The sequence below is a fragment of the Planctellipticum variicoloris genome (genome assembly GCF_030622045.1).
GTDB lineage: Bacteria > Planctomycetota > Planctomycetia > Planctomycetales > Planctomycetaceae > Planctellipticum > Planctellipticum variicoloris.
This window is the reverse complement of record NZ_CP130886.1, coordinates 6,090,559-6,113,393: the sequence shown is the minus strand read 5'-3', so window position 1 is coordinate 6,113,393 and position 22,835 is coordinate 6,090,559. Positions and strand designations below refer to the sequence as shown.

Here is a 22,835-nt window from a genome sequence, read left to right as displayed (position 1 = left end):
CTCCGAAAGGGAACCTCCCATGCTCCGCAGTTTGGCGTCGCTGCTGCTGATTCTCGCCGCGCAGACCGTGCAGGCGCAGAATATTGCCGTGCAGCAGCCGGTCCTGCAGGACTTCAGCGTCGATACGACCGTGACGGTTCCCGATCGCGGAACTGCCCTGCTGGGGAGCGTCCGTTCCGGGGCCGCCGGGCGGGCCTCGTACGGCTTCGGCCCGTTCCGCAATGGCAGTTCCCGCGGTTACAGCTTGTCCGGCAGCTCGGTCACCACCAGCGTCTATATCCACGACTTGCGGGCGATGGACGAAGCCCTGCTGGAAACTGCGGAGCCGTCTGCGCCATCGGCCAGCCGCTGGGAGGCTGCGCTGGCCCGGCGACATGCCGCTGACCGCACTGCGGAACCGGCTCGGGCCGAGCCCGAACGGGATCTCGACAAGCGGCTCAAGTTCGAGCGGCTGGCCCGTGAAGCCGAAGCCAGCCGGAAGATGTCGCTGGCGCTGGCTTACTGGAAGGCGGCTGCGAAGTACGGCTCGCCGACGGCCGCCGAGAAGATCGCCGCCCGGTAGCCGGCGTGCGTTTCCCGACCGCCGAATCTAACGACACGTTGCCAATCCGCGGCAACGTGTTGCCGTCCGGCGACAACGGTTCTGCCGATTCTGCGGGCGGGGCCGCCGTGCGAAGTTCTGGTCGCCGAATCCCCCTGCGCATCGCTCGACTGCACATGGTCGAGGCCTTCAATCCCTCCCTACGCTGACGGGAGATGGGACGACGAACAGGCGGCGGTGCAGAGGATTGCCCACGCGCCATTCGTTCTGCATCTGTGGAAGGCGTCAGGATGCGACCGTACGCAATCAAGTCAGGTTTGAGTTTTCGCCGCCGGCTGGCGCCCGCCCTGCTGGCCGCAAGCCTCGTCGGAGGGGGCTCGGCTGCGCCGATCGCCAGCGCCGCAGCGCGACACTTCACTCCTTCGACCGGATCGACGGAACTGTATCCCTTCACGGCCGGCGAGAGCCTCGCCGGACAATGGACGCTCATCCGTCAGTACGGGCCGGACGACACTCCGAACGGCATTGAGGAACTGACTCCCGGCCCCGACGGCAAACTCTACGGCGGCAACGCGCAGGGGCAGGTCTTCCTCGTCGATCCCGTCGATGGCGGCCTCACTCTGGTCACGGAGCTGTCGGGAGACGCCCTCCTTGCGATGGCCGAAGGCCCGGACGGCAGGCTTTATTCGGCCACCGCCCCCGGCCCGTTGATCGTGTTCAATCCGCAGTCGGGAGCCACCACGGTCCTGGCGAGTTTCACCAGCGAAAACGGCCCCAGCTCCGTCGATGCCCTCGCCTGGGGTCCCGACGGACAACTCTACGGCGGCAACACGCAGGGGCAGATGTTTACCATCGACCCGACGACGGGCGACTACGCGCTGCTGCATCAGACCGGCAGTGAAGAAAGCATCCGCTCTGTGATGGCTCTCGCCTGGAGTCCCGACGGAATCCTGTACGGCGGCAACGCCGTCGGTCAGTTGTTCAAGATCGATCCCGCGACGGGTGTTTCCGACCTGATCCGGCAGTATGACGTTGAACAGGAGATCGGTTCCATTATGGGACTCGCCTGGGGGGCCGACGGCAAGCTCTACGGCGGCAACGCCCAGGGCCAGTTCTTTACGATCGATCCGCGCGAAACGACGTTCCTGACCGCCGGTCAGTGCAATCTTTCGTTGCCCGCTCCCGTCGAAGACAACTTTGTCCCCGCGGAGACTCCCCCGGCCGATCCGCAGCCGGCATCGGTTGTCGGCGGCGGATATGGCGGAATGAGTGGCACCGGCCTGACCGGAGGCTCGGGATTCGGTTCGGGCATCGGGACCGGGGGGAGCACCCCCAGGTTTGCCTCGTTTGGCGGCGGCGGCGGCGGAGGAGGAGGCGTCCCCGACACCGATCGGCTTCCTCCGACCGGAGGCAATCCGCCCTTCAATCCACCGGGAGGAGACCCCGACCCGGAGGGGAGCAATCCCCCTGGACGGCCGACGCTGTTGAACCCGGAACCCTCCTCGCTGCTGCTGGCGGGTCTGGCGGGACTGGCAGCAATGATCGGTCGGGTGCGTCGCCGATCGAACCGGGCTGCAAGTGGAACGTCGACTTACAACTGAGGTCCCAGCAGCGCCGCCAGTTCCTGGAGGCTCTGCCAGGCCGGATGCGTCTCATCGATCACTTCGACATGCGCCAGCGCCACGATTCCGGTGACCGTTCCTGATTCAGAAAAACAGGGGTAAGACAGCGAACAGGCCGCATCGAACCGGTCGAGCCAGGTGGCCGACGTTCCCAATGACATCGGTCCCTGATGCCGCCGGGCCATCACAGGTTCCCGCTTCAAGACGGCCTGCACGATTCCCAGTCCGTCGTGACTGAGCGGGACCGTCCGGGTTAACGCGGCAAACTCGGCACGGGTTGCCGCATGCATTTCCGGCACGGTGGTGAAGCCGAGCTGGTGCAGGGACTCTCCGTCGAGCTTCCACAGCCCCGTTGCGCGGGCGCCCGTCAGTTCGAGCAAATGCTGAGCGGCAACCGGGCCGTTGCCGTCCTGGACGGCTTGAACGATGTCGGCCAGAGTGATGACGGTCATGATGGAATTCTCCGGCAGAGTGTCAGCGGACTGCCGACGAGCGTGGACGGGGGGATCCGGCGGAAGACGTGCTTTCGGCCCGCCAGTCGACCAATTGTAGCTCCGCCTTCGCCTGACCGCGAAACCGATTGATCACCGGCTGGAAACAAATCGCAAAGTCTCCCGAATGAGCCGCCATCTCGTCGGCCCATTCGCCCCGTCCAAACGCCACCGCCCGCAGCGTTTCCCCATACTGCCGCACCAGCAGCGACAGGTGCCGCTCTCCTTCACCCATCTTCTTCGGCGGCGCCGCGAGTTGAACGCCCGATGCCGCAAAGACTGGACGCGCATTCGCCGCTCCGAACGGTCCCAGGCGCTCAAGCTGCTCGACCGCGCGCGGCGTGATGTCCTGCAGCCGGACTTCCGCATCGACCGCCAGTTCCACATCCTCCGCAGTCGGCCGATGGTGCGCCGCAACGTATTGCGTGAACTGCTCGCGAAAGGCGTCGATCCGGTCCGGCGAGATCTTGAGCCCGACCGCGGCATGGTGCCCGCCAAATGTCGTCAGCAGCTCCTGACACGCCGTCAGCCCGGCATGCAGATTGAACCCCGCATGCGAGCGTCCCGAGCCCTGCGCCAGTCCCTGCGGCCCGTTGTACGACAGCAGAATCGCCGGCTTCTGGAAAGCATCCGCCACCCGGTTCGCCACGATGCCGATCACCCCCGCATGCCAGTCGGCATGCGCCAGCACGAGAGCCGGTTCGTCCTGCCACTGCGGATGCTCTTCGACCATCTCCTTGGCCTGCTTCAGCATCCGCCGCTCGACCGTCTGGCGGTTCTTGTTCAGCTCGTCCAGATACGCCGCCAGGGCCGTCGCCCGCTCGGCACTGTCGGTCGTCAGCAGTTCGACGGCCAGTCGGGCCTGTCCCAGCCGGCCGGCGGCGTTGATCCGCGGCCCGATGGCAAACCCCAGATCCTCCGCCTGCAGCGACTCCCGCTCTGCCAGCCCGGTGATCGTCAGGAGCGCCCGCAGACCGGGATTGGCCCGTTCGAGCAGGCCTCCCAGCCCGGTCGACACGAGCACGCGGTTCTCGCCAATGAGCGGCACCACGTCGGCGACGGTGCCGATCGCCGTCAGCCCGATTGCGCTGAGCAGAAACTCGCGCATCCGGGGCGACGCCTTCTTGCCATCCCCCAGCCGGGCGCAGATCGCCCAGGCCAGCTTGAACGCCACCCCCACGCCGCAGAGATCGCCGAAGGGATAGTTTCCGCCCGGCAGTCGAGGATGGACCAGCAGCGTGTCGGGGAGGCTCTCGGCGAACTGGTGATGGTCGGTGATGATCAGTTCGAGCCCGATCTCCTTCGCCAGCACCGCCTCGGCGACGCTGGTGATCCCGCAGTCGACGCTGATCACGATCCGGCTCGGATCCTCGGTATGGAGTTGCCGGAGGGCGTCGCAGTTGAGGCCGTAGCCCTCTTCCATGCGGCAGGGGATGTAGTAGTCGACCCGTCCTCCCGCCAGTTGCAGGCAGTGCCACAGCAGGCTGGTTGCGGTGACGCCGTCGACGTCGTAGTCGCCGTAGACGGTGATCCGCCGGCCCGCTTTGACCGCTTCCACGAGCCGGTCGGCCGCCTGGGAGACGCCCGGCAGCAGTTCGGGGTCATGCAGGTCGGTGAGCTTCCGTGCGAGAAACGCCTGGGCATCGGCGGCGGAGCGACACCCGCGGGCCGCGAGGACCTGGGCGACGAGGGCGGGAATCTTGAGATCGGCGGCGAGCTGGCCGACATAACCGGCGTCGTGAGTCGCAATTCGCCAGTGTCTGGCCATCAGCAGGGCGTCCGTGCAGGAGAATCGAGATCTCCCGCAGCAGGCGAGAGCCCCCGATTACATCGCCCCGCACTCCCAGAGTCAAACCGCCCGCCACAGGCGGCCCCTGCCGACGCAGAGTTGGGTTTCTGCGTGGATGCTCCATTCGGCGGCGGTGGAGTAGGGCCAGGCGCGCCCGGCCGTCTTCACTTTTCCAGATTCCACTCCGAACTCCTTCTCACTGACCGCTCGCCACGAATCACGGACCGCTTCCGTGATTCTTCTTGACGCCCCACGCATCGCCCGCCTATGCTTCGTAGCATAGACCGTCGAGGCATCGGAGCAAACGTCATGGATCCGCAGAATCTCTGGGGCGCGATGGAAATGCTGATCCTGGAGGTCGTCTCGCACGGCCCCAGCTACGGCTACGAGATCGCGCAGACGGTCGGCACGCGTTCGAACGGCTTCTTCGAGCTGAAAGAGGGGAGCCTTTACCCCGCCCTCCACCGCCTCGAAGAGCAAAAACTCCTCTCCTCCTACTGGGAGCCGGTCGAAGGCCGCCGGCGGAAGTACTACCGCATCACGTCCTCCGGCCGGAAACAGCTCGACACCCGCAAATCTGCCTGGCGCGCATTCTCGCAAGGCATCGAAGGCGTCCTCGGCATGGACCCAAAGCTCCAAATCTCAAACACCAACTGACCACGGACTACTGACCACTGACAAAAATCCAAGAACGACTTCCCACTCGCATCGGACCCCGCAGTGTCTGTCACCCCTTCCGACCTCCTCGCCGATCTGCCCGACCCGCGCGACGACGAACCGTCGTCGCTGCGGTCGGACATCGCCGAGGAACTGACGGACCATCTGGTCTGCTCGGTCCGGCGGGAGATGGTCAAAGGGGCGGACGAATCGACCGCGTGGGAACGGGCCTTGAAGCGCTTCGGCGATCCCCGGCAGATCGCCCGCAAACTCTGGTGGCTGGCCATGAGGAGACACATCATGAATCAACGGCTGATGCTCGGTCTGCAGGGGGCGATGTTGATTGCCGTCATCGCTGTCGCAACGGTGATGATCCAGATGTCGAATGCCCAGCAGCGGCAGATGGCGCAGCAGCAGGAGGTGCTGACGGCGACGCTGGCGAAGCTGAGCGAGCGGCTGGACGCAGCAATGCGGGCTCCCGTATCCGTCCCCGACGCGACGCTGACGGTCGAGGTTCAATACGCCCGGCCGGACGAGCCTCGGCGCAGCGGCGAGTCCGCTGAGTACACAGTCAGCTTACGCGGCGTTGACATCTCAAATGAGAAAATCAAGGCCGAACGTCCCTGTGATCCGAAGATGGGAGTTGCGAGCTTCGGTACGCTTCCGCCGGGCGGCTATGAGGTGTGGGTGAGCGCACAGTTCGGCATGCTGCGAGCAGTTCGGCGCATTGAAGTCGGTCGCGGCGAGCGTTGTCGAGAAGTGTTCGACGAGCCGCCGCTACGAGTTCGAGATGAAACTGTGACGCTCGATGTCAACGTTCCGACTGACTTTCGCGCCACACTGGATAACCAGCATCTGGCGGTTTTACTCGAATTGACGCCCGCGCCAGTTTCTTTTCACGATCAAGATTGGGAACTCGAGCGACCCTTGAGGCTGATTTGGACTCCGGAGCGAACGTTGACGACGTGGCCGACTCCAGGCTTCTCTCCAGAGGACCTGCATCGGGAAGTCGTGAGAAAGAATGCTCTTGAGGCGATTGGAAAAAATGGCGCGAGCTGGCCAGAGGAAGACGGATTTAAGCCGCACCAGTTCAGCCGCCGCAAAGGGGCACGATTTCGATTGAAGACGGTCGGAATCATCGCTAACCCATTCTGGGAAGCGAAGCCTGCGAGCGAGGGCCAACTGTACATGTCGAGGTCAATCCAGTTTTCGGTCGCTGCCATGCTGGATTCCACCAGCCCCGATTGGCCCGCCGAACTCGACACCGTCTTCGTGGCGGAGGCGGACAAGCCCTGGCGAGTCACTCTGCCTCCAGCTCTGGCCGCCGCCGCCATGGCGCAGCTCGCCGAGCTGGCTGCCCATCCTCCACAGCCTGGACAAATTGTTGCCGGCAGTCCTGCACCCGCAACCCCCGATCCCAAACACAACCACGTGCAGGTCCGCGTTGTCGAAGGAACTGCGGACGGCGCCGTCATCAAGTCCGCCAAGGTCACGCTGAAGCAGCCGGCGTGGGAACAGCCGCTGGAACCTGCCGTCGATGACGATGGCGTCCTCGACTTCGGATATCTCGACGCCGGGGTCTATACGCTGACCACGCGGCTGACGTGGTGGGGGCTGGAAGAGAGCCGCCGCTTCGTGGTTCATCCCGGCAAGGATCACACGGAGACGGTCGTGGCTCCACCGCCGCCGCAGCGCGGTTTTGATGTGAAGGTCGTGATTCCGCTGAACGCCAGGCTGCGGGAGGCGAAGTCGACGGCGAACTTCCTGCCCCAACTTGAGCGTTGTGCGAAGCCCTTTGAGAAGTGGGTTCCGCATGGAGTGACGTTGGACGTTGACAATGGTATCCCGCCGGATGTGAACTGGTTCGGCGGTACCGTCAGCGAGTGGGAAGGCGACTCCCTCACAATGACGCTCAAACTCTGTCCGGGGACTTACAGTCCTGCAATACACTCCTTCAGACTGTTCGAGCCGCTACCCGAACCCAACCGGGTGCGCCTGCTTGCTCCGCGGCCAGAGCCTGGTTCTCCCGTCGCCAGATTCGAGGAAGCACCACCTCCGTTCACGGTGAAAGGGCCGAATCAGGAATGGCGGATCGATCTGCCGACAAATCTGGTCGGTGGAGCTCTCGACTCGCTGACCACCGCCCAACCCGCCGGCAAGTAGGGCCGGGCGCGCCCGGCCACCCCGCGCGATCTCACCCGCTGATCCGCAGGTGCTCAAAGCGCTGGCGACACCCGCTGGCGGCGAGACGACACCAGCCGAATGATCGTTTGGTCTGCGTTGAATCGGCTGCGCCCGATCATCAGTGTGAGCGATCGAAATGTACCCGCACCCATCCCTCTCCCACCGCGGACGGCGGGTGAGGGGGCAGACGTGGCCTGCTCGACAGTTTCTTTTCCGTGACTTCCGTGCCCTCCGTAGTTCTCAGTCCTTTCCGTTCCTCATTCGTGCCGATTCGTGTCATTCGTGGTTGTCTCTCTCTTCTCTCCGCGTCCTCCGAGCCGCCGCGGCGAAACTCTTCCGCATTTCCCATCCATTTTTTCCGATCTCTTGCGAGACACCCGCCCCCCGACATGCTGTAATACAGCGTTCCGCGCCCGCGCGGTCCTCGGTCGATTGCCTCGGGGGTTCCATGATTCGCGTGCACACTCTTTGCGCCTGCGCTCTTCTCGCCGCCGGCTGGCTTCCCGCGGACACCGCCTCCGCCGCCGACGCCGCGCCCGATTTCCAGCGCGACATCCGCCCGATCCTTTCCAACCTCTGCTACCAGTGCCACGGCTTCGACGAAGCCGCCCGCGAAGGCGAGCTCCGCCTCGACCAGCGCGCTGCCGCCACCGAGCTGCAGGACGGCCAAGCGGCCATCGTCCCCGGCAAGCCGGACGAGAGCGAGCTGATCCGCCGGATCCTCTCGAACGATCCCGACGTCCAGATGCCGCCCCCGGCGAGCAATAAGGTCATCACCGACGCCCAGCGCGATCTCCTCCGGCGCTGGATCGCCGCCGGCGCCGAGTACCGCGATCACTGGGCGTTCCAGCCGCTGCAGCAGCCCGCGCCCCCGGTCGTCCCTTCGCACGACGCCGCGCCGCGGAACGAAATCGACGCCTTTGTCCTGGCGAACCTGCAGCGGCGCAAGCTGGCTCCCTCCCCCGCAGCCGACCGCTATACGCTGATCCGCCGACTGTATCAGGATCTGCTGGGGCTGACGCCTCCACCCGACGACGTCGACGCCTTCCTCGCCGATGCGGCCCCCGACGCCTACGAACGGCTCGTCGATCGCGTCCTGGCCAGCCCGCACTACGGCGAGCGCTGGGGCCGGCACTGGCTCGACCAGGCCCGCTACGCCGACTCGCATGGTTACACGATTGACGGCGCGCGGGTCATGTGGCCCTACCGCGACTGGGTCGTGCAGGCCCTCAACGCCGATCTGCCGTTCGACGAGTTCACCGTCCAGCAGCTCGCCGGAGACCTGCTGCCACAACCCGACAAGACGCAGCTCATCGCCACCGCCTTCCACCGCAACACGATGATCAACCAGGAAGGGGGCGTGAAGCCCGACCAGTACCGGCACGAGGCGCTCATCGACCGCGTCAACACCACCGGGGCCGTCTGGCTCGGACTGACGATCGGCTGCGCCCAATGCCACTCGCACAAGTTCGACCCCGTCAGCCTCGACGACTACTACCGGCTCTACGCGTTCTTTAACCTCTGCGAAGACACGAACAACGTCGGCCCGACGGTCCCCGTCATCGAAACCGAAGTCTTCGGCCTGTCGCCGGTGCATCAGGCGGCACTCAAGGAGCTGGAAACGCTCCGCAAGCAGGCTGCGAAATACGAAGGCCTGATCAAGCAGGCCGCCGCCCGCGAAAAGGAGGCCCCCAAGTTCGAATGGCGGGCCGTCGAGTTCTCCGACCGCAAAACCAGCTCCGGAGTCAGCTTCCAGCAGCAGGGCGACGGGTCGCTCCTGGTCGACTCCGCGGTCGGTCCGAACGACGCCTACGAGCTGACGCTCGCCGTCACCGAACCGCAGGTGACCGCCGTCCGCCTCCGCGCGCTGACCGACGAATCACTGCCCAAACAGGGACCGGGCCGGGCGGGCAACGGGAACTTCGTCCTGACGGACGCCGCCCTGCGCCAGGGGGACAAGGAAATCCGCTTCAAGCGGGCCTGGGCCGATCACGAACAGGCCGGCTACCCGATCGTCCACGCCATCGACGACCAGTCGAAAACCGGCTGGGCGATTAACGTCAGCGAAGCCCAGCGGAAGGACAAGCCGGACCTCAAGATGAACGCCCCCCACGAGGCGGTCTTCATCCTCGCCGAGCCGGTCGCTCCTGTCGGCGGCAAGCTGACGCTGGTCCTCAAGCACGATCTCAACGAGCAGTACCTCATCGGCCGACTGCACGTCGACGTCTCCGCGTCGCCCCCTCCTCCCTCGACGGATGTGCCGACGCGCGAGCTGGACACGCTCAAGCCTCGCATCGCCGCCCTCGAAGCCTCACTCCCCGGCCGCGCCCAGACCGTCTCCCAGATGATCATGCGCGACCAGCCGAAGCCGCCCGAAACATTCCGCCTTCTGCGCGGCGATTTTCTGAATCCGGACAAGGACGCCGGTCCCCTGCCGCCAGGCGTCCCCGGTTCGGTGGCGGGCGGAGTCGACATGGATTTCCGCAACCGTCTCGACCTCGCCCGCTGGCTGGTCAGTCCGCAGAATCCCCTCACCGCCCGCGTGACCGTCAACCGGGTCTGGTTGCGGTTCTTCGGCGCCGGACTCGTCGAAACCGAGAACGACTTCGGTTATCAGGGCACGCCTCCCAGCCATCCCGAACTGCTCGACTGGCTGGCGTCCGAGTTGATCCGCCGCGAGTGGTCCCTCAAGGCCCTGCATCGGGTGATTGTAACCTCCGCCACGTATCGCCAGAGCAGCGCCTATCGCGAAGACCTGGCGGAAGTCGACCCCGCCAACCGCTGGCTCGGCCGGCAGTCCCGCGTCCGGGTTGAAGCGGAGATCGTTCGCGACATGGTCCTCGCCGCCAGCGGTTCGCTGGCGCCGCAGCTCGGCGGCCCCAGCGTCCACCCGCCGCAACCCGAAGGGGTCTACAGCTTCACGCAGACTCCCAAGGCCTGGCCCGAGAACAAAGACGCCGGCCGCTACCGCCGGACCATGTATACCGAGTTCTTCCGCAGTGCCCCTTACCCCCTCTTCTCGACGTTCGACGCCCCCGACTTCAGCACGGTCTGCACCCGCCGGGTCCGCTCCAACACGCCGCTGCAGGCGCTGGCGCTGGCCAACGACAAGGTCTTCTTCGAACTCTCCCAGCACCTGGCGACGCGAGTTCTGACAGAGCTGCCGCCGACGGCTTCGCCGAGCGAACGACTGACATACCTGTTCCGCCTGGTCCTCACGAGGCCGCCCGGCTCCGCCGAACGCGAACGGCTCCTGGCCTACTGGCAGCAGACGACAAAAGGCTTTTCGCAGGACGAAGCCCGCGCCAAGTCGGTGGCGCCGTCGGAAATCCCGGCCGGCGTCACCCCGGCTGAAGCCGCCGCCTGGACCAGCCTCGCCCGCGTGGTGTTCAACACGGATGAATTCGTCAACCGCGAGTAGACCAGCGATGCAGCACAACACCAGCACCTGCAGCGCGTCCAAACGCGTGCCACTGGCGGCTCGCCTGCCAGTTCATGCACACTTTGCACTTGGCACTACTCAATTCTCACTTTTCACTTTCCGGTAATCGACTCAATCCGCGCCATCAAGGCAACATCAGACATGCCACACAACCCCTCCCTCCACAGGCGCGACTTCCTCCACGCCGGGCCGATCGGCCTCGGAGCCATCGCCCTCTCGCAGCTCCTGCAGCGCGACCTCCCGGCGGCGGAATCGAACCCGCTCCTGCCGCACCCGCCGCAGTCCGCTCCGAAGATCAAGAACGTCATCTTCCTGTTCATGGCCGGCGGCCCCAGCCAGCTCGATCTGTTCGAAGACAAACCCGTCCTGCGGACCTACGACGGCCAGCCGCCGCCCGACAGCCTGATCGCCGGGCGACGCTTCGCCTTCCTCAAGCCCGACGCCAAGCTCCTCGGCTCTCGCCAGAAGTTCATGAAATACGGCGAATGCGGCATGGAGCTGAGCGAGTTGCTCCCGTACCACCGGCAGATCGTCGACGACGTCTGCTGGCTCCGCGGCGTCAAGACCGATGTCTTCAACCACGGCCCCGCCAAGCTCTTCTTGAACTGCGGCTTCCAGGCCCCCGGCCGACCCAGTCTCGGTTCCTGGGTCACCTATGGCCTGGGAAGCCCGTCGTCGGATCTGCCCGGCTTCGTGGTTCTGCAGTCCGGTCCCCGCGGTCCGCGGGCCGGCAATACGCTCTGGTCGAGCGGCTTCCTCCCGACGAGCTACCAGGGGGTTCCCCTCCGCGGGCAGGGGGCGCCGATTCTCGATCTCGACAACCCCGTCGGCGTGACCCCCGAGGATCAGCGCGAGTTCGTCAATGCCGTCGCCGATCTCAATCGCCTGCGGATGCAGACCGTCGCCGATCCGGAGATCGCCACCCGGATCAACGCCTACGAAACCGCCTTTCGCATGCAGACCAGCGCCCCGGAACTGATGCGGCTGCAGGACGAAACCGCCGAAACGCTCGACCTGTACGGCGCCAAGCCCGGCGGATCGTCGTTCGCCAACAACTGCCTGCTCGCCCGGCGGCTCGTCGAGCGGGGCGTCCGCTTCGTGCAGCTTTACCACACCGACTGGGACCACCACGGCGGGAACGGAGCCGACCTCGAAGAGGCCCTCGCCAAGGTCTGCAAGGACGTCGACCAGGCCGCCGCCGCCCTGGTCCTCGATCTGAAGCGACGGGGACTCCTCGACGAAACGCTCGTCGTCTGGAGCGGCGAGTTCGGCCGGACGCCGATGGGCGAACAGCGCGGCACCCTGGGCCGCGATCATCACATCGACTCGTTCACCCTCTGGATGGCGGGCGGCGGGCTCAAAGCCGGGCACCTGCACGGCGAGACCGACGAGCTCGGCTTCGGCGTCACCGCGGGCCAGGTCCACGTCCACGACCTGCACGCCACGATCCTGCACCTGCTCGGCTTCAATCACGAGCAGCTCACCTACCGCTTCCAGGGCCGCGACTTCCGTCTGACCGACGTCCACGGCAAAGTCGTGCACGACATCCTGGCGTAGAGAGACAATATCGAATGACGAAGGCGGAATTTCGAAAGAAGTCGAGAGTCCAGAGTCGAGTGCCGAGAGCCAGAGAATACCGTGCGAATTGACGCGCCGTGCGAATCGATGTCACTCCCGACCACAATCTCCTCCGTCGATCAGCTCGAAACGCTCCTCAGCGAGCCGACGCCCGCCGCCATCGAAGCCCTGGCGCGATTTCCCGGCGACCTGATCATTCTCGGCGTCGCGGGCAAGATGGGGCCGACGCTGGCGCGGATGGCCGTGCTGGCTTCCGAGGCTGCAGGCACGAAGCGGCGCGTATTCGGCGTCGCTCGGTTCAGTGATCCTGCCGTCCGCGCCAACCTCGAACAGCACGGCGTCGAAACGATTCAGGCCGATCTGCTCGATCCCGCGGCCCTCGCCGCACTGCCTGACGCTCCGCTGGCCCTCTACATGGCCGGTCGCAAGTTCGGTTCCTCGGGCCAGGAATCGCTCACCTGGGCCATGAACGCCTGGCTGCCGGGACTCGTCTGCCAGCGCTATGCCGGCTCGCGAATTTTGGCCTTCTCGACAGGGAACGTGTATGGCAACTCGCCCGTCGTCAACGGCGGCAGCCGCGAAACCGATCCGGTCGCGCCCGTCGGCGAATACGCCATGAGCTGCCTGGGTCGCGAACGGATCTTCGAACACTTCAGCCAGATCGCCGGCACGCCGGTCGCACTGCTCCGCCTCAACTACGCCTGCGAACTGCGTTACGGCGTCCTCGTCGACCTGGCATTGAAAGTCTACCGCGGCGAACCGGTTGACCTGACGATGGGACACTTCAACGTCATCTGGCAGGCCGACGCCAACGCCGCGGCGCTGGCCGCTTTCTCGCTCGCCACCAGCCCGGCCAGCGTCCTCAATCTCACGGGCCCCGAGACGCTCAGCGTGCGTCAGATCTGCGAACAGTTCGGCCAGCTCTTCGGTCGGCCGCCGGTCTTCACAGGCGCAGAAGCCCCCGACGCACTCCTCAACAACGCGCATCCGCTGCTGGACCGCGTCGGCCATCCGCGCGTGATGCCCGAGCAAGTGATCCGCTGGATCGCCGAGTGGATCACCTCTGGCGGCCCGCGTCTCGACAAGCCGACTCACTTCGAAAGCCGCGACGGGCGCTTCTGAATGACCCAGTCCCTGCCACCGATCATCCGCGAGACTCTGCAGCTCGGCGCGGCCATCCCCGCCCATCCGCTGGCGCTCACCAGCGACCGCCGGCTCGACGAACGACGCCAGCGGGCTCTCTCCCGCTACTACCTCGCCGCAGGCGCCGGAGGCCTGGCCGTCGGCGTCCACACGACGCAGTTTGCCATCCGCGAACCGCAACACGGTCTCTTCCATCCGGTCCTGGAACTCGCCCGCGAAGAGCTCGACCGGGCCGACGCACAGCGAACGTCACCGCTGATCCGCATCGGCGGAATCTGCGGTCCCACGCCGCAGGCGGTCCGCGAAGCCGCGCTGCTCCGCGACCTCGGCTACCACTGCGGCCTGCTGAGCCTCGCTGCGCTCAAGACCGCTTCGGACGATGAGCTTCTGGCTCACTGCAGGACGGTCGGAGACGTGCTGCCGCTGATGGGCTTCTATCTGCAACCCGCCGTCGGCGGACGCATCCTGCCCTATTCCTTCTGGCGGCGGTTCGCCGAGCTGGAATCCCTCGTCGCCATCAAACTGGCGCCCTTCAATCGCTACCAGACGCTCGACGTCATCCGGGCCGTCGTCGACGCCGGCCGGGACGACATCGCCCTCTACACCGGCAACGACGACAACATCCTGCTCGATCTGGTCACGCCCTTTCGCTTCGTTCGTAACGGCCAGCCGTTCGACCGCCGGATCGTCGGCGGCCTCCTCGGTCACTGGGCCGTCTGGACGCAACAGGCCGTCGCGCAACTCAATGCGGCACACGACATCGTCCGCACCGGCGGATCAATGTCGGCCGACTGGCTTGCCCTGGCGCAGCAGGTAACCGACGCGAACGCGGTCGTCTTCGACGCGGCCAACGGCTTCGCCGGCTGCATCGCCGGCATCCACGAAGTCCTCCGGCGCCAGGGCCTCCTGGAGAACCTCGTCTTCCTCGACCCGGCGGAAAGACTCTCACCGGGTCAGGCGGCAGCGCTGGATCGAATCAGCCGAGACTATCCGCACCTGCTCGACGACGAGTTCGTCGCGACACATCGCGATGAGTGGCTGCGGCGATGATCGCGGACTGACGGAATGACCGCCAATTTACCGTCTTTCTGATTCGAAAAGTTCTCCAGCAGATCAGTCTGGCCGGAATGCAGTCTGACTGTCTATATTTGATTCCCGTCGATCGCTCTTCTCCGCCAGACAGGTCGAGTCATGCTCCCACGACCCCCCGCACTGATTGCCGCTGCGATCCTCCTGAGCGTGATGCCTGGTGTTGCTGTCGAGGCGGAAGAAGATCCGCCGACGCAACCCGCCGACATGAAAGCCTGGCAGCAGCTCTACCTCGACCGCGCCCGGGCGCTCGTCGCAACGGAAACCGGCGACGCGGAGACGCCGCTGGCGCTCCAAACCCGCGCTCTCCTGTCTTACTCCAATCCCGTCCGGCCCGACGTCCAGCACGGCGGCGTCTTCCTCTGGACCAGAGACGACCGCCCCGCAGTCATCGCCGCCATCTGGTCGGCGTATCATCCGGAAGATCGGATGCGGCGCAGCCTCTGCTACGAATTCCATTCGCTGTCCGACCGGACAGTCAAAGTCCCCGTGTCAAAGGACGTCACCTGGCGGACCACGGAACCGGGCATCACCTGGATTCGACTCCCGAAGGCCCCAAAACCGGCAGCCTCGCGCCCCCTCCGGCTCACCCAGATGCGCAATCTCGTGGCAGATCTCTCCGCCGCCGGCAAACCCGACGAGGCCGAGCTGCGACTCCTGCGACAACCCCTCTATCGCTATCCCGACCGGGAATCCGCCGAGATTCTCGACGGCGCCATCTTCACCTTCGTCCTCGGAACCGACCCGGAACTGTTTCTGCTGATTGAAGCCCGGAAAGAGGCGACGGCCGAGGACCTGACCTGGCACATCGCCCCGGCCCGCTTCAGCGGCACGGAACTGTCGCTGCGCACCGGCAACACGGTCCTCTGGAGCAATCCCCCCTGGGACGTCTACTCGCGAGAAAGCATCTACGACTTTCTCTACGGCATCGAAACACTCTCCGCCGAACCGCCAGTCGCGCCAAAGTGATCAAGCCACATCCCGACGACACCCCCGGAACGAATCCAAAGCCCCGTCTCTCTTTCCTCTGCGATCCCCGAATCCCGATACCCGCCCATCACACCGCCGACAGCAACTCGCCGATCGGCGCCCCGTACGGCAGAATCGGCATCGGCCGACCGCGGTGATCCAGGAACGACTGCTCGAAATCGATCCCCAGGTGCCGGTAGACCGACGCCCACAGATCGTTCGGCGACAGCGGCCGGTCCTGCGGATGCTCGCCCCGCGAGTTCGTCGAGCCGATCACCTGCCCCGTCTGCATCCCGCCGCCAAACGTGATCAGCGACATTGCTTGCGGCCAGTGATCGCGTCCCGGCTGCTTCACCCCTGTCTGCGAACCGACCGTGCTCTCGATCCGCGGCGTGCGACCGAACTCCCCGGTCACGACCACCAGCGTCTTGCGGTCGAGGCCGCGGTTGTAGAGATCTTCAATCAACGCCGTGACCGCCTGATCGTAGATCGGCAGCCGCAGTTTCAGGTCGTCCCAGATGTGGCAGTTCACCGCATGAGAATCCCAGTTATAGGTTCCCTGCTTGAGCCACTCGATTCCCGACTGATACGGGTTCTCCAGAATCACCGTGCAGAAGCTGCAACCCGCTTCCACCAGCCGGCGGGCCATCAGCAGCCGCTGACCCCACGCGTGCTTGCCGTAACGATCGCGCGTCGACTGGTCTTCCTGCGACAGATCGAAGGCCACTTTCGCCTTGTCACTGGTCAGCAGCCCGAACGCCCGCTCGTGGAACGTGTCGAACGACCCCATCAGCCCCGACTGATCGGCGTCCCGCCGGAACCGGTCGAACGACCGCAACAGGCTCGTCCGGTCATCCAGCCGCCCGGCGACTTCCGCCACGGGGGCGATGTTCGGCACCTTGAACTCCGTCTTGCTCGGATCGCCCGGCACCATGAACGGCGTGTAGGATGGCCCCAGGTACGCCGCCCCCTGGCTGAAAGTATCGACCTGGTCCCGCCCCGGCTCCACCACGCAGACGTAGTTCGGCACCCCCGCCGTGACCTGCTCGCGCACGCGGGCGACGATCGACCCGACCGCCGGGGCATCGTTGACGAACTCGGTCGGCGTCCGCGGATCGCGTCCGGTCATGAACCGCTTGTGGCCGCCGCCGTGATCGGCAAACGTGTGCGCGATCGAGCGGACCACGTTGTACTTATGGGCGAGCTTCGCATGCAGCGGCAGCAGCTCGCAGACGTCGAGCCCCGGCACCGTCGTCGGAATCGGCCGGAACGCCCCGCGATACTCCGCCGGGGCGTTCGGCTTCAGATCATACATGTCCATATGCGGCGGCCCGCCCGGCAGCCACACGAAGATCACCGAGGTCTCCGGCGCCGCCCGCCCGGCAGCCGCCGCCTGAGCCTGCGACCGCAGCAGGTCGGCCATCGTGAACGAACCCAGCCCCAAGGCTCCGACGCGGAGAAACTCACGGCGGGTGGTCGGACCGGGACAGCAGCGGCGGGCAGAGGTCATGGCGGGTGACTCGGCAAGGTGCATCAGGCAGGCAGGTCCGTCGAGGACATCGCCCCAACCCATAGAGTATCGGTCCCGAACACGGGACAAGTCAACAGGTTTTGATGCGTGGTGGCCGGTCAAACTGGTCTTCTGACCCCGGCAGGGGGCAAAGTGTTTAGCCGGGGGTTGAGGAGCTTCGCTCCGACACCCCTGGAACGCGGCCGGCCACAACGCACCGACCCTGAAGGGGTCGCACCCACTTCACTCCGGCGGCTCCTCGGACTCCGCCCGTTTTCGTCGGCTCTCCAGGAACGCCCTTGCCAAACCCATGATCAGCAGTCCCCACACGCCGAGCGTGCATACCGCCATCGCCAGAAACGCCACCCAACCCAGCCAATCCTCGCGCCGGCCGAAGGGCATCGCAATCGCCATCACGCCCATCGCGAAGAGAACGAAGAGCACCGGGCGGGAGGGGGGCGGGGCGAACGGGGCGGTCATTGCTATTGCTCCTTGCGGGCGATCCCCTCCAGGTGCACCCGGCGTCATTCTGTTCGTCGTTCACGATCCCGGCGACGGCAGATGCGGCAACGACGCGCGGTCGTAAACACGTCCCCCTTGGCGACCTCGTACCACCACTTCTGCTGAGTCGCCGTCCAGACTTCGTCTTTGCCACAGTCTACGCACGTGAAGGGCTGATCGAGGTAGTACCCCCGTTCGACGACGTGTGTTTCGTCGCCGATGGTGTGCTGGACTTTCCCTTCGAGCAGAATCCCCCGCTGCTCGTGGGGATGGTGATGCAGCGGCACCTCGGCTCCGTCCTCCATTTCCAGGTAGGAGAGCATCAGGTTCTGTCCGAACGGCGTCCGCAGCGTGGAGCCGGGAATGGGAGTGATTGTTGGGATCTTGGAGAGGTCGACGAAACCCATTGAGGAGAGTCCTGTCAGGAGTGGTTTCAGTGGCGACCGCTTATCTAGGCGAGTGAACAAGTGAGGCTGACGACTCTTGGCGTCGTGAGATTCCGGCCTTGAACTGACCGAGTATTTGTGCCGGGACTTCAGAACTGCCCACTGCTATCGAAACTCAAATTCCTTATATCGGTTCAATTCGGGAAGACCAAGCAAATCGCGAACCTCGGCGTTCCGCTTCAGACTTCCCAGCCCAATACAGGCACCTTGCAGGCACCAATGTCCGACGAAGCTGCGAAAGTTTTCCACGGGAATCTGCCGCAGGTCGATGGCGATCAATTCCTCAAGGTTAGGGGCTTCGGCAACCGGCGCCAGATCCGTCAATCCCTTCATGGTTTCCAGGTGGACGCGGCGCAGCGCCTTCAGGCCACGAAATGACGGCAGCACGGTGACATTCTTGAGAGCCTGCAAGTACAGCGACTGGAGCGACGGGAGCCTGGCCAGCATACTGAGGTCTGCCAAGCCGCGGACCATTACGAGATGGAGATAGCTGAGTGAACCGAGGGCTGGAAGAGCCGCGAGGTCGCTGGTACCGCCCAAGCTCAAACGAAGCGACTGAAGCCGTTTCAACGGAGTGAGGAGTTCGAGGCCGGGGAGCGTGATTGAAGTAAGACACAACGTTTCCACACTTGTGAGCTGTGAGGTCGCCTCAATGTGCTTCGTCTGGGCTTCGACGTAAAGGCATTTGAGCTTGTCAAAACGACTGAGTTTGCGCCAACTGAAATCCCTTCCTTTCGTCCGGCCGATCCCCAGCACTTCGACGTCATCCGGCAGGTGCTGCAGCCCGTTGAAGTTGCGCAGGTGATACAGTTCATTGACCGAAAAGCGCTTCAGTCGTGGATACCACCTGAGAAAGTCGAGATCCGGAGTCCAGCCGTAACCTCCGTAGAGGCGAAAGTGGACGTGGGGCTGCGACTCCAGAAACACCGCAACTCGTTGATGATCCTTCTCCGTGAGCGGTGTGCTGAACTGCACTCGCTGCAGTGTGGAAGTCGGTCGGAGCTGCTCATCAGTCACGGGCGACGTCAGCGTCCGCGACTGGTCATTGCGAAATTGCGCGACGTTGTCTTCAGATTGTTTGGACATGAGTCACTCTCCCGACAGCAGTGCCGCGAATCACTGGGCGACAGAGGTTGGGAATCCTAGTCTCCTCCAGTGCTAAAGGGACAGTCCGCTTCATACAAGGCGCAGCCTCGAACGACAGGTGACCGGACGATTAGTCGGGATCAGTTTCCGGCTTCCGTCGCCCCGATGCCAGCGACTTCAGGAAACCCCGCGCCCGGGCCTGTTTGACCGGCGGCAGCCGCGGGTTCTCGCAGGCCAGCGCCAGGCCGAAACACCAGCTCGCCTTCTCCGGCTGCTGCTGCCCCAGGTAGAGCAACCCCGCGTTGTAATGCAGCCAGGCGTCGTCGGGCTGAATCACGAGCGCACGGTCCCAGTCCCGCCAGGCCTCGTCCCAGCGCTCCACTCCCCCCAGCGCAATCGAACGGGCGCTCAACGCATAGCCCAGCTCAACGTCGATCCCCTTCCGCTCGAAGATCGGCACTGCCTGATCGAGGTCGACCAACGCCTGATCGTATTCGGCGAGCTCCGTATAAGCCTGACCCCGGCAGCGCAGCACGCTGGCGTTGTCCGACTCTGGCTCGAACGCTGCGTTGTAGTCCTCAAGCGCTTCGACCAGATTTCCCGCATACCGCCGGGCCGCTCCGCGGATCACGTGGGCCACCGGCGTCAGCGGCGTGTCGTAGCTCAGCGCTTCGGTCATCAGCCGTTCGGACTCGGCGTAGTCTTCACGCTCGTGATACCACTGGGCCTCCATGATCAGCACGTGGACGGTCAGGGAGTCGGCGAATTCCGTATGGACGGCGATGGCAGCCTGAAGCTGCTCATCGGCGGCATCCGGTCCTTCGGCCTGGATGGTCAACTGGGCGGAAGCCATCAGGAGTCCCGGATTGTCGGGATGCTGCTTCAGGAACCGGTCCAGGATCTCGCGGGCTGCGTCCGGCTGCTCCAGGCGGAGCAGGGCCGAGCTCCACAGACCACCCAGTTCGGGCGGGCGAACTCCCAGATCGTACGCCCGTTGAAAATCGACAATCGCGGCCTCGGGGCGCCCCTGGGCGAGCAGAATCTGTCCGCGCAGCCAGCAGGCGTCTTCGTTCTCGTCGTCTGCAGCCAGGAGCTCGTCGAGCTCGCGGACCGCCGTGCACCATTCCCCCTCGGAATGCAGGACCTTGATCCGGGTCAGGCGGACTTCCGCCGACGCCTGGGGATTCTCGCTGGCCTCCGACAGGTCGCGCTGCGCGGCGGCGGAATCGCCCAGTTCGGCGGCGACGGCGCCGCGCAGCCAGAGCGCCTGCCAGTCGTCGGGACTCCACTCGACATCCGACAGGATCGAACGAGCTTCTTCGAATTCCCCGGACAGCGCCAGCAGCTTCGCCTTCCAGTACTGGATCATGTGGTCGTCGGGATCGAGCTCGGCGGCCTGTTCCAGTTCGCGCAGCGCGCCGGCCTGGTCTTCGTTCACCCAGGCGGCGACGGCCCGGACCCACCGCATCAGCGTGGGCATCACGTCGGCCGCCAGCGCCTGGTCGGCGTCGGGGACCGCGTCGTCATAGCGTTCCAGTTGCGTCAGGGCGACGGCCCGCCACGCGCGAGCCTCGAGGCCGACTTCGTCGTGGTCGACGATGACGCCGAAGTCTTCGACGGCCGACTCCAGCTTGCCGAGCATCGCCTGGCACCGGCCATGCAGCAGCCGACTGCCGGGATCGGCCGGGTCTTCGGCCAGCAGACGGGTGAATTCCTCCTCCGCCCGCCCCCAGCGGCTCAACTCGAACAGGACGCGCGCCCGCAGCCGACGAGCGTCCCGCCCATCCTGTTCCAGCTCGACGCACTGATCCAGATCGGCGACCGCCTCGTCGGCCCGTTGCTGCCGCATCCGGATCAGCCCCCGCTGCAGCAGCGGTTCGGGCCAGTCGGGCGCCAGAGCGGCGGCTTCGGAGAAGTCCTGTTCGGCCCCTCCCTCGTCGTGCAGCTCCAGGTGGATCATGCCCCGAGTCAGCCAGAGCGGCGCCGATTTTGCAACCGCGAGGCCTTCGTCGAGTTCGGCGATCGCCTCCGAGTACTTGCCCTGCTTCTGCAGCACTTCGGCCCGCAACTGCCGGGCCGGCCAGTACTCGCCGTCACGTTGGGTGGCCTGCCGCAGATCTTCCATCCCGCTCTCGGTCCGTTCGAGCTGGATCCGCGCGTAGCCGCGCGCGTAGTAGTCCTGCGCCTGGGACGCTTCCCGGACCAGGACTTCGTTCAGGTCGTCGATGGCGCGATCGAATTCGGAGCTCCGAATCAGCAGGTCGGCCCGCGTCCGCAATGCGACCAGGTCGCCGGGCAGCAGTTCCAGGTAACGGTCGCAATGTTCGACGGTCAGGCTCTCGGTCCATTCGGGGATCGCGGCGCCCAGCTCCCGTTCGAGCAGCTCCCGCAGGGGGTGCGTGCCATGTTTGTCGATCAGATCCTGAAACGGGCGCAAGAAACCCGGATCTTCGAGCCCGCCCCCCCGGATGGCCGCCACGAAGCTGATCGCCAGGGGCTGCTGCACCGGCAACACCGGCGGATTCGCCAGCCAGCCTTCCAGAAGCTTGCGGATCCGCGGTTTCAGGCTCAGCGGCGAGACATCCAGCCGCCAGATCGTTCGCCCGGCGGGCACGATCCCGAAGGAAACCTGGATCCAGAACTGGGCCCCGCCGGTCGCCTTCGGCAGACGTTGCGAGAGGAGATAACCCAGCCATTCGGCAACGAGCCCCAGGACGTGGGAATCCTGCTGCGAGGCCCCTTCATCCGTCCCCAGGGTCAGGACGCTGGCTTTCGCCGTCGCCTGACCCAGCTCCTGCCGACGTTTGGACTGCTCGCGGAGGCGCAGGCCGTTCAACCGGAGAGATTCGAACGGTCCGCTGCCCCAGATGATCGCACACACCAGCAGCAGGACCAGCAGCAACAGCGTCAGCATCTCAGCCTCAGGGATCGCGGACGCCGACCGGGCGGCGACGATCCCGGCGGGCCGCTGAATCGGACAGCCACAAGCCTCCACTCTGAACGATTGCTGCGGCGGCTGCCAGTCAGACGGCGGATTGGCGCACCGCCCGTCGCGATCATTCTTTCGCGGGTGATGAGCGGGTCGATTCCAGCTCGGCCAGGCGCTCGTCAAAAAACGTGCGTGCAGTCACCGTTCGACCATCCGGAAGCCGAATCTGATATTCTTCGCCCGTTATCGAAGACTTCGACGCGACTTCGTCCACAAACGCTCGGGCCGTCGTGACTCGCGCGGCCGTCGCTCGCCGTTTCTGTTGCAGGTGGGCCGCAGCCTCCTGCGGCGAGTGCCCCGTCCCGTTCCGCAGGAACTCGGCCCCCTGCAGAGACTCGACCGCGGCAATCAGTCGTTCAATCTTCTCTGCTTCACTCAATTCCGTCGTTCCGCCGATCGAGATCTCGAACGACGCCGCATCGGTTCCGACCAGCGACTGGCGGAGCTCCTTCAGGTGCAACAGGTACTGCACGTCATCGAGAACAAACTCGGCCGATTCTCCAGGCTGCAGCGAGCGCGGCGCCAGGACCGCCTGACCGTTCGCGCGACTCAGGCTCGCCATCACCTGTCCGCGAGTGATGTCGTCGACCGTCAACAGCACTTCGTCGTGCGATCCCGGAATCGGAGTTGTCGTCCGCTGATCGACGGTCAGGGAGATCGGCAGACCCGCCAGCCGTCGGGGCGACGGCGGCGGGGCCGGGGCGGTCGAGCTTCCCGAGCAGCCGATCGTCAAAAGAACCAGGAGTACGAACGCGCGAAGTGGAGCGGGCATTCTCCGACCTCCTCAGGCGGCCCCGG

17 protein-coding genes are annotated in these 22,835 nt (G+C 65.3%); 9 read left to right on the top strand and 8 right to left on the bottom strand.

Annotated elements, in window-relative coordinates; all coding sequences use genetic code 11:
• Positions 1–19 precede the first annotated feature (19 nt).
• Complete coding sequence (locus SH412_RS23850) at positions 20–562, top strand: hypothetical protein (protein WP_336520538.1); 543 nt, start codon at positions 20–22, stop codon at positions 560–562.
• 269 nt (positions 563–831) lie between these two features.
• Positions 832–2,142 (top strand): Vgb family protein, encoded by a 1,311-nt coding sequence (locus SH412_RS23845; RefSeq protein WP_336520537.1) that lies wholly within the window; start codon positions 832–834, stop codon positions 2,140–2,142.
• Here SH412_RS23845 and SH412_RS23840 read toward each other — a convergent pair.
• A complete protein-coding gene (locus SH412_RS23840; protein WP_336520536.1) occupies positions 2,133–2,615 on the bottom strand; it encodes a hypothetical protein in 483 nt (160 codons plus the stop codon). The two genes, SH412_RS23845 and SH412_RS23840, sit on opposite strands and share 10 nt — an antisense overlap.
• Positions 2,616–2,637: 22 nt before the next feature.
• Positions 2,638–4,422 (bottom strand): single-stranded-DNA-specific exonuclease RecJ, encoded by a 1,785-nt coding sequence (gene recJ, locus SH412_RS23835; protein ID WP_336520535.1) that lies wholly within the window; start codon positions 4,420–4,422, stop codon positions 2,638–2,640.
• 330 nt (positions 4,423–4,752) lie between these two features.
• Here recJ and SH412_RS23830 point away from each other — a divergent pair, with 330 nt between their 5' ends.
• The 7 genes from SH412_RS23830 (at position 4,753) to SH412_RS23800 (ending at position 15,505) form a co-directional block, all read left to right on the top strand.
• A complete protein-coding gene (locus SH412_RS23830) occupies positions 4,753–5,100 on the top strand; it encodes a PadR family transcriptional regulator (RefSeq protein WP_336520534.1) in 348 nt (115 codons plus the stop codon).
• Between the two features lie 63 nt (positions 5,101–5,163).
• Positions 5,164–7,263 (top strand): permease prefix domain 1-containing protein, encoded by a 2,100-nt coding sequence (locus tag SH412_RS23825; RefSeq protein WP_336520533.1) that lies wholly within the window; start codon positions 5,164–5,166, stop codon positions 7,261–7,263.
• A 469-nt stretch (positions 7,264–7,732) separates the two neighbouring features.
• Positions 7,733–10,705 (top strand): PSD1 and planctomycete cytochrome C domain-containing protein, encoded by a 2,973-nt coding sequence (locus SH412_RS23820; protein ID WP_336520532.1) that lies wholly within the window; start codon positions 7,733–7,735, stop codon positions 10,703–10,705.
• Positions 10,706–10,867: 162 nt separating this feature from the next.
• Entirely contained in the window at positions 10,868–12,283 is a 1,416-nt protein-coding gene (locus SH412_RS23815) for a DUF1501 domain-containing protein (protein WP_336520531.1), read from the top strand.
• A 108-nt stretch (positions 12,284–12,391) separates the two neighbouring features.
• Entirely contained in the window at positions 12,392–13,426 is a 1,035-nt protein-coding gene (locus tag SH412_RS23810) for an NAD-dependent epimerase/dehydratase family protein (RefSeq protein ID WP_336520530.1), read from the top strand.
• Positions 13,427–14,497 carry a dihydrodipicolinate synthase family protein gene (locus SH412_RS23805; protein ID WP_336520529.1) on the top strand — a complete coding sequence of 357 codons (1,071 nt, stop codon included), beginning with the start codon at positions 13,427–13,429 and terminating at the stop codon, positions 14,495–14,497.
• A 141-nt stretch (positions 14,498–14,638) separates the two neighbouring features.
• A complete protein-coding gene (locus SH412_RS23800) occupies positions 14,639–15,505 on the top strand; it encodes a hypothetical protein (RefSeq protein ID WP_336520528.1) in 867 nt (288 codons plus the stop codon).
• An 88-nt stretch (positions 15,506–15,593) separates the two neighbouring features.
• Here the strand turns inward: SH412_RS23800 and SH412_RS23795 are convergent, their stop codons facing one another.
• From SH412_RS23795 to SH412_RS23770, 6 genes are all read right to left on the bottom strand, one after another.
• A complete protein-coding gene (locus SH412_RS23795; protein ID WP_336520527.1) occupies positions 15,594–17,078 on the bottom strand; it encodes a DUF1501 domain-containing protein in 1,485 nt (494 codons plus the stop codon).
• A 180-nt stretch (positions 17,079–17,258) separates the two neighbouring features.
• Entirely contained in the window at positions 17,259–17,495 is a 237-nt protein-coding gene (locus SH412_RS23790; protein WP_336520526.1) for a cytochrome c oxidase subunit II, read from the bottom strand.
• A 44-nt stretch (positions 17,496–17,539) separates the two neighbouring features.
• Positions 17,540–17,923, bottom strand: coding sequence for a zinc-ribbon domain containing protein (locus tag SH412_RS23785; protein ID WP_336520525.1), 384 nt, complete (start codon positions 17,921–17,923; stop codon positions 17,540–17,542).
• 144 nt (positions 17,924–18,067) lie between these two features.
• The gene (locus SH412_RS23780) at positions 18,068–19,048 is read right to left on the bottom strand and encodes a leucine-rich repeat domain-containing protein (RefSeq protein WP_336520524.1); all 981 of its coding nucleotides are present in this window, start codon (positions 19,046–19,048) and stop codon (positions 18,068–18,070) included.
• 130 nt (positions 19,049–19,178) lie between these two features.
• Positions 19,179–21,962, bottom strand: coding sequence for a tetratricopeptide repeat protein (locus tag SH412_RS23775; RefSeq protein WP_336520523.1), 2,784 nt, complete (start codon positions 21,960–21,962; stop codon positions 19,179–19,181).
• Positions 21,963–22,104: 142 nt separating this feature from the next.
• Complete coding sequence (locus SH412_RS23770; protein ID WP_336520522.1) at positions 22,105–22,809, bottom strand: DUF5329 family protein; 705 nt, start codon at positions 22,807–22,809, stop codon at positions 22,105–22,107.
• Between the last annotated feature and the right edge of the window lie 26 nt (positions 22,810–22,835).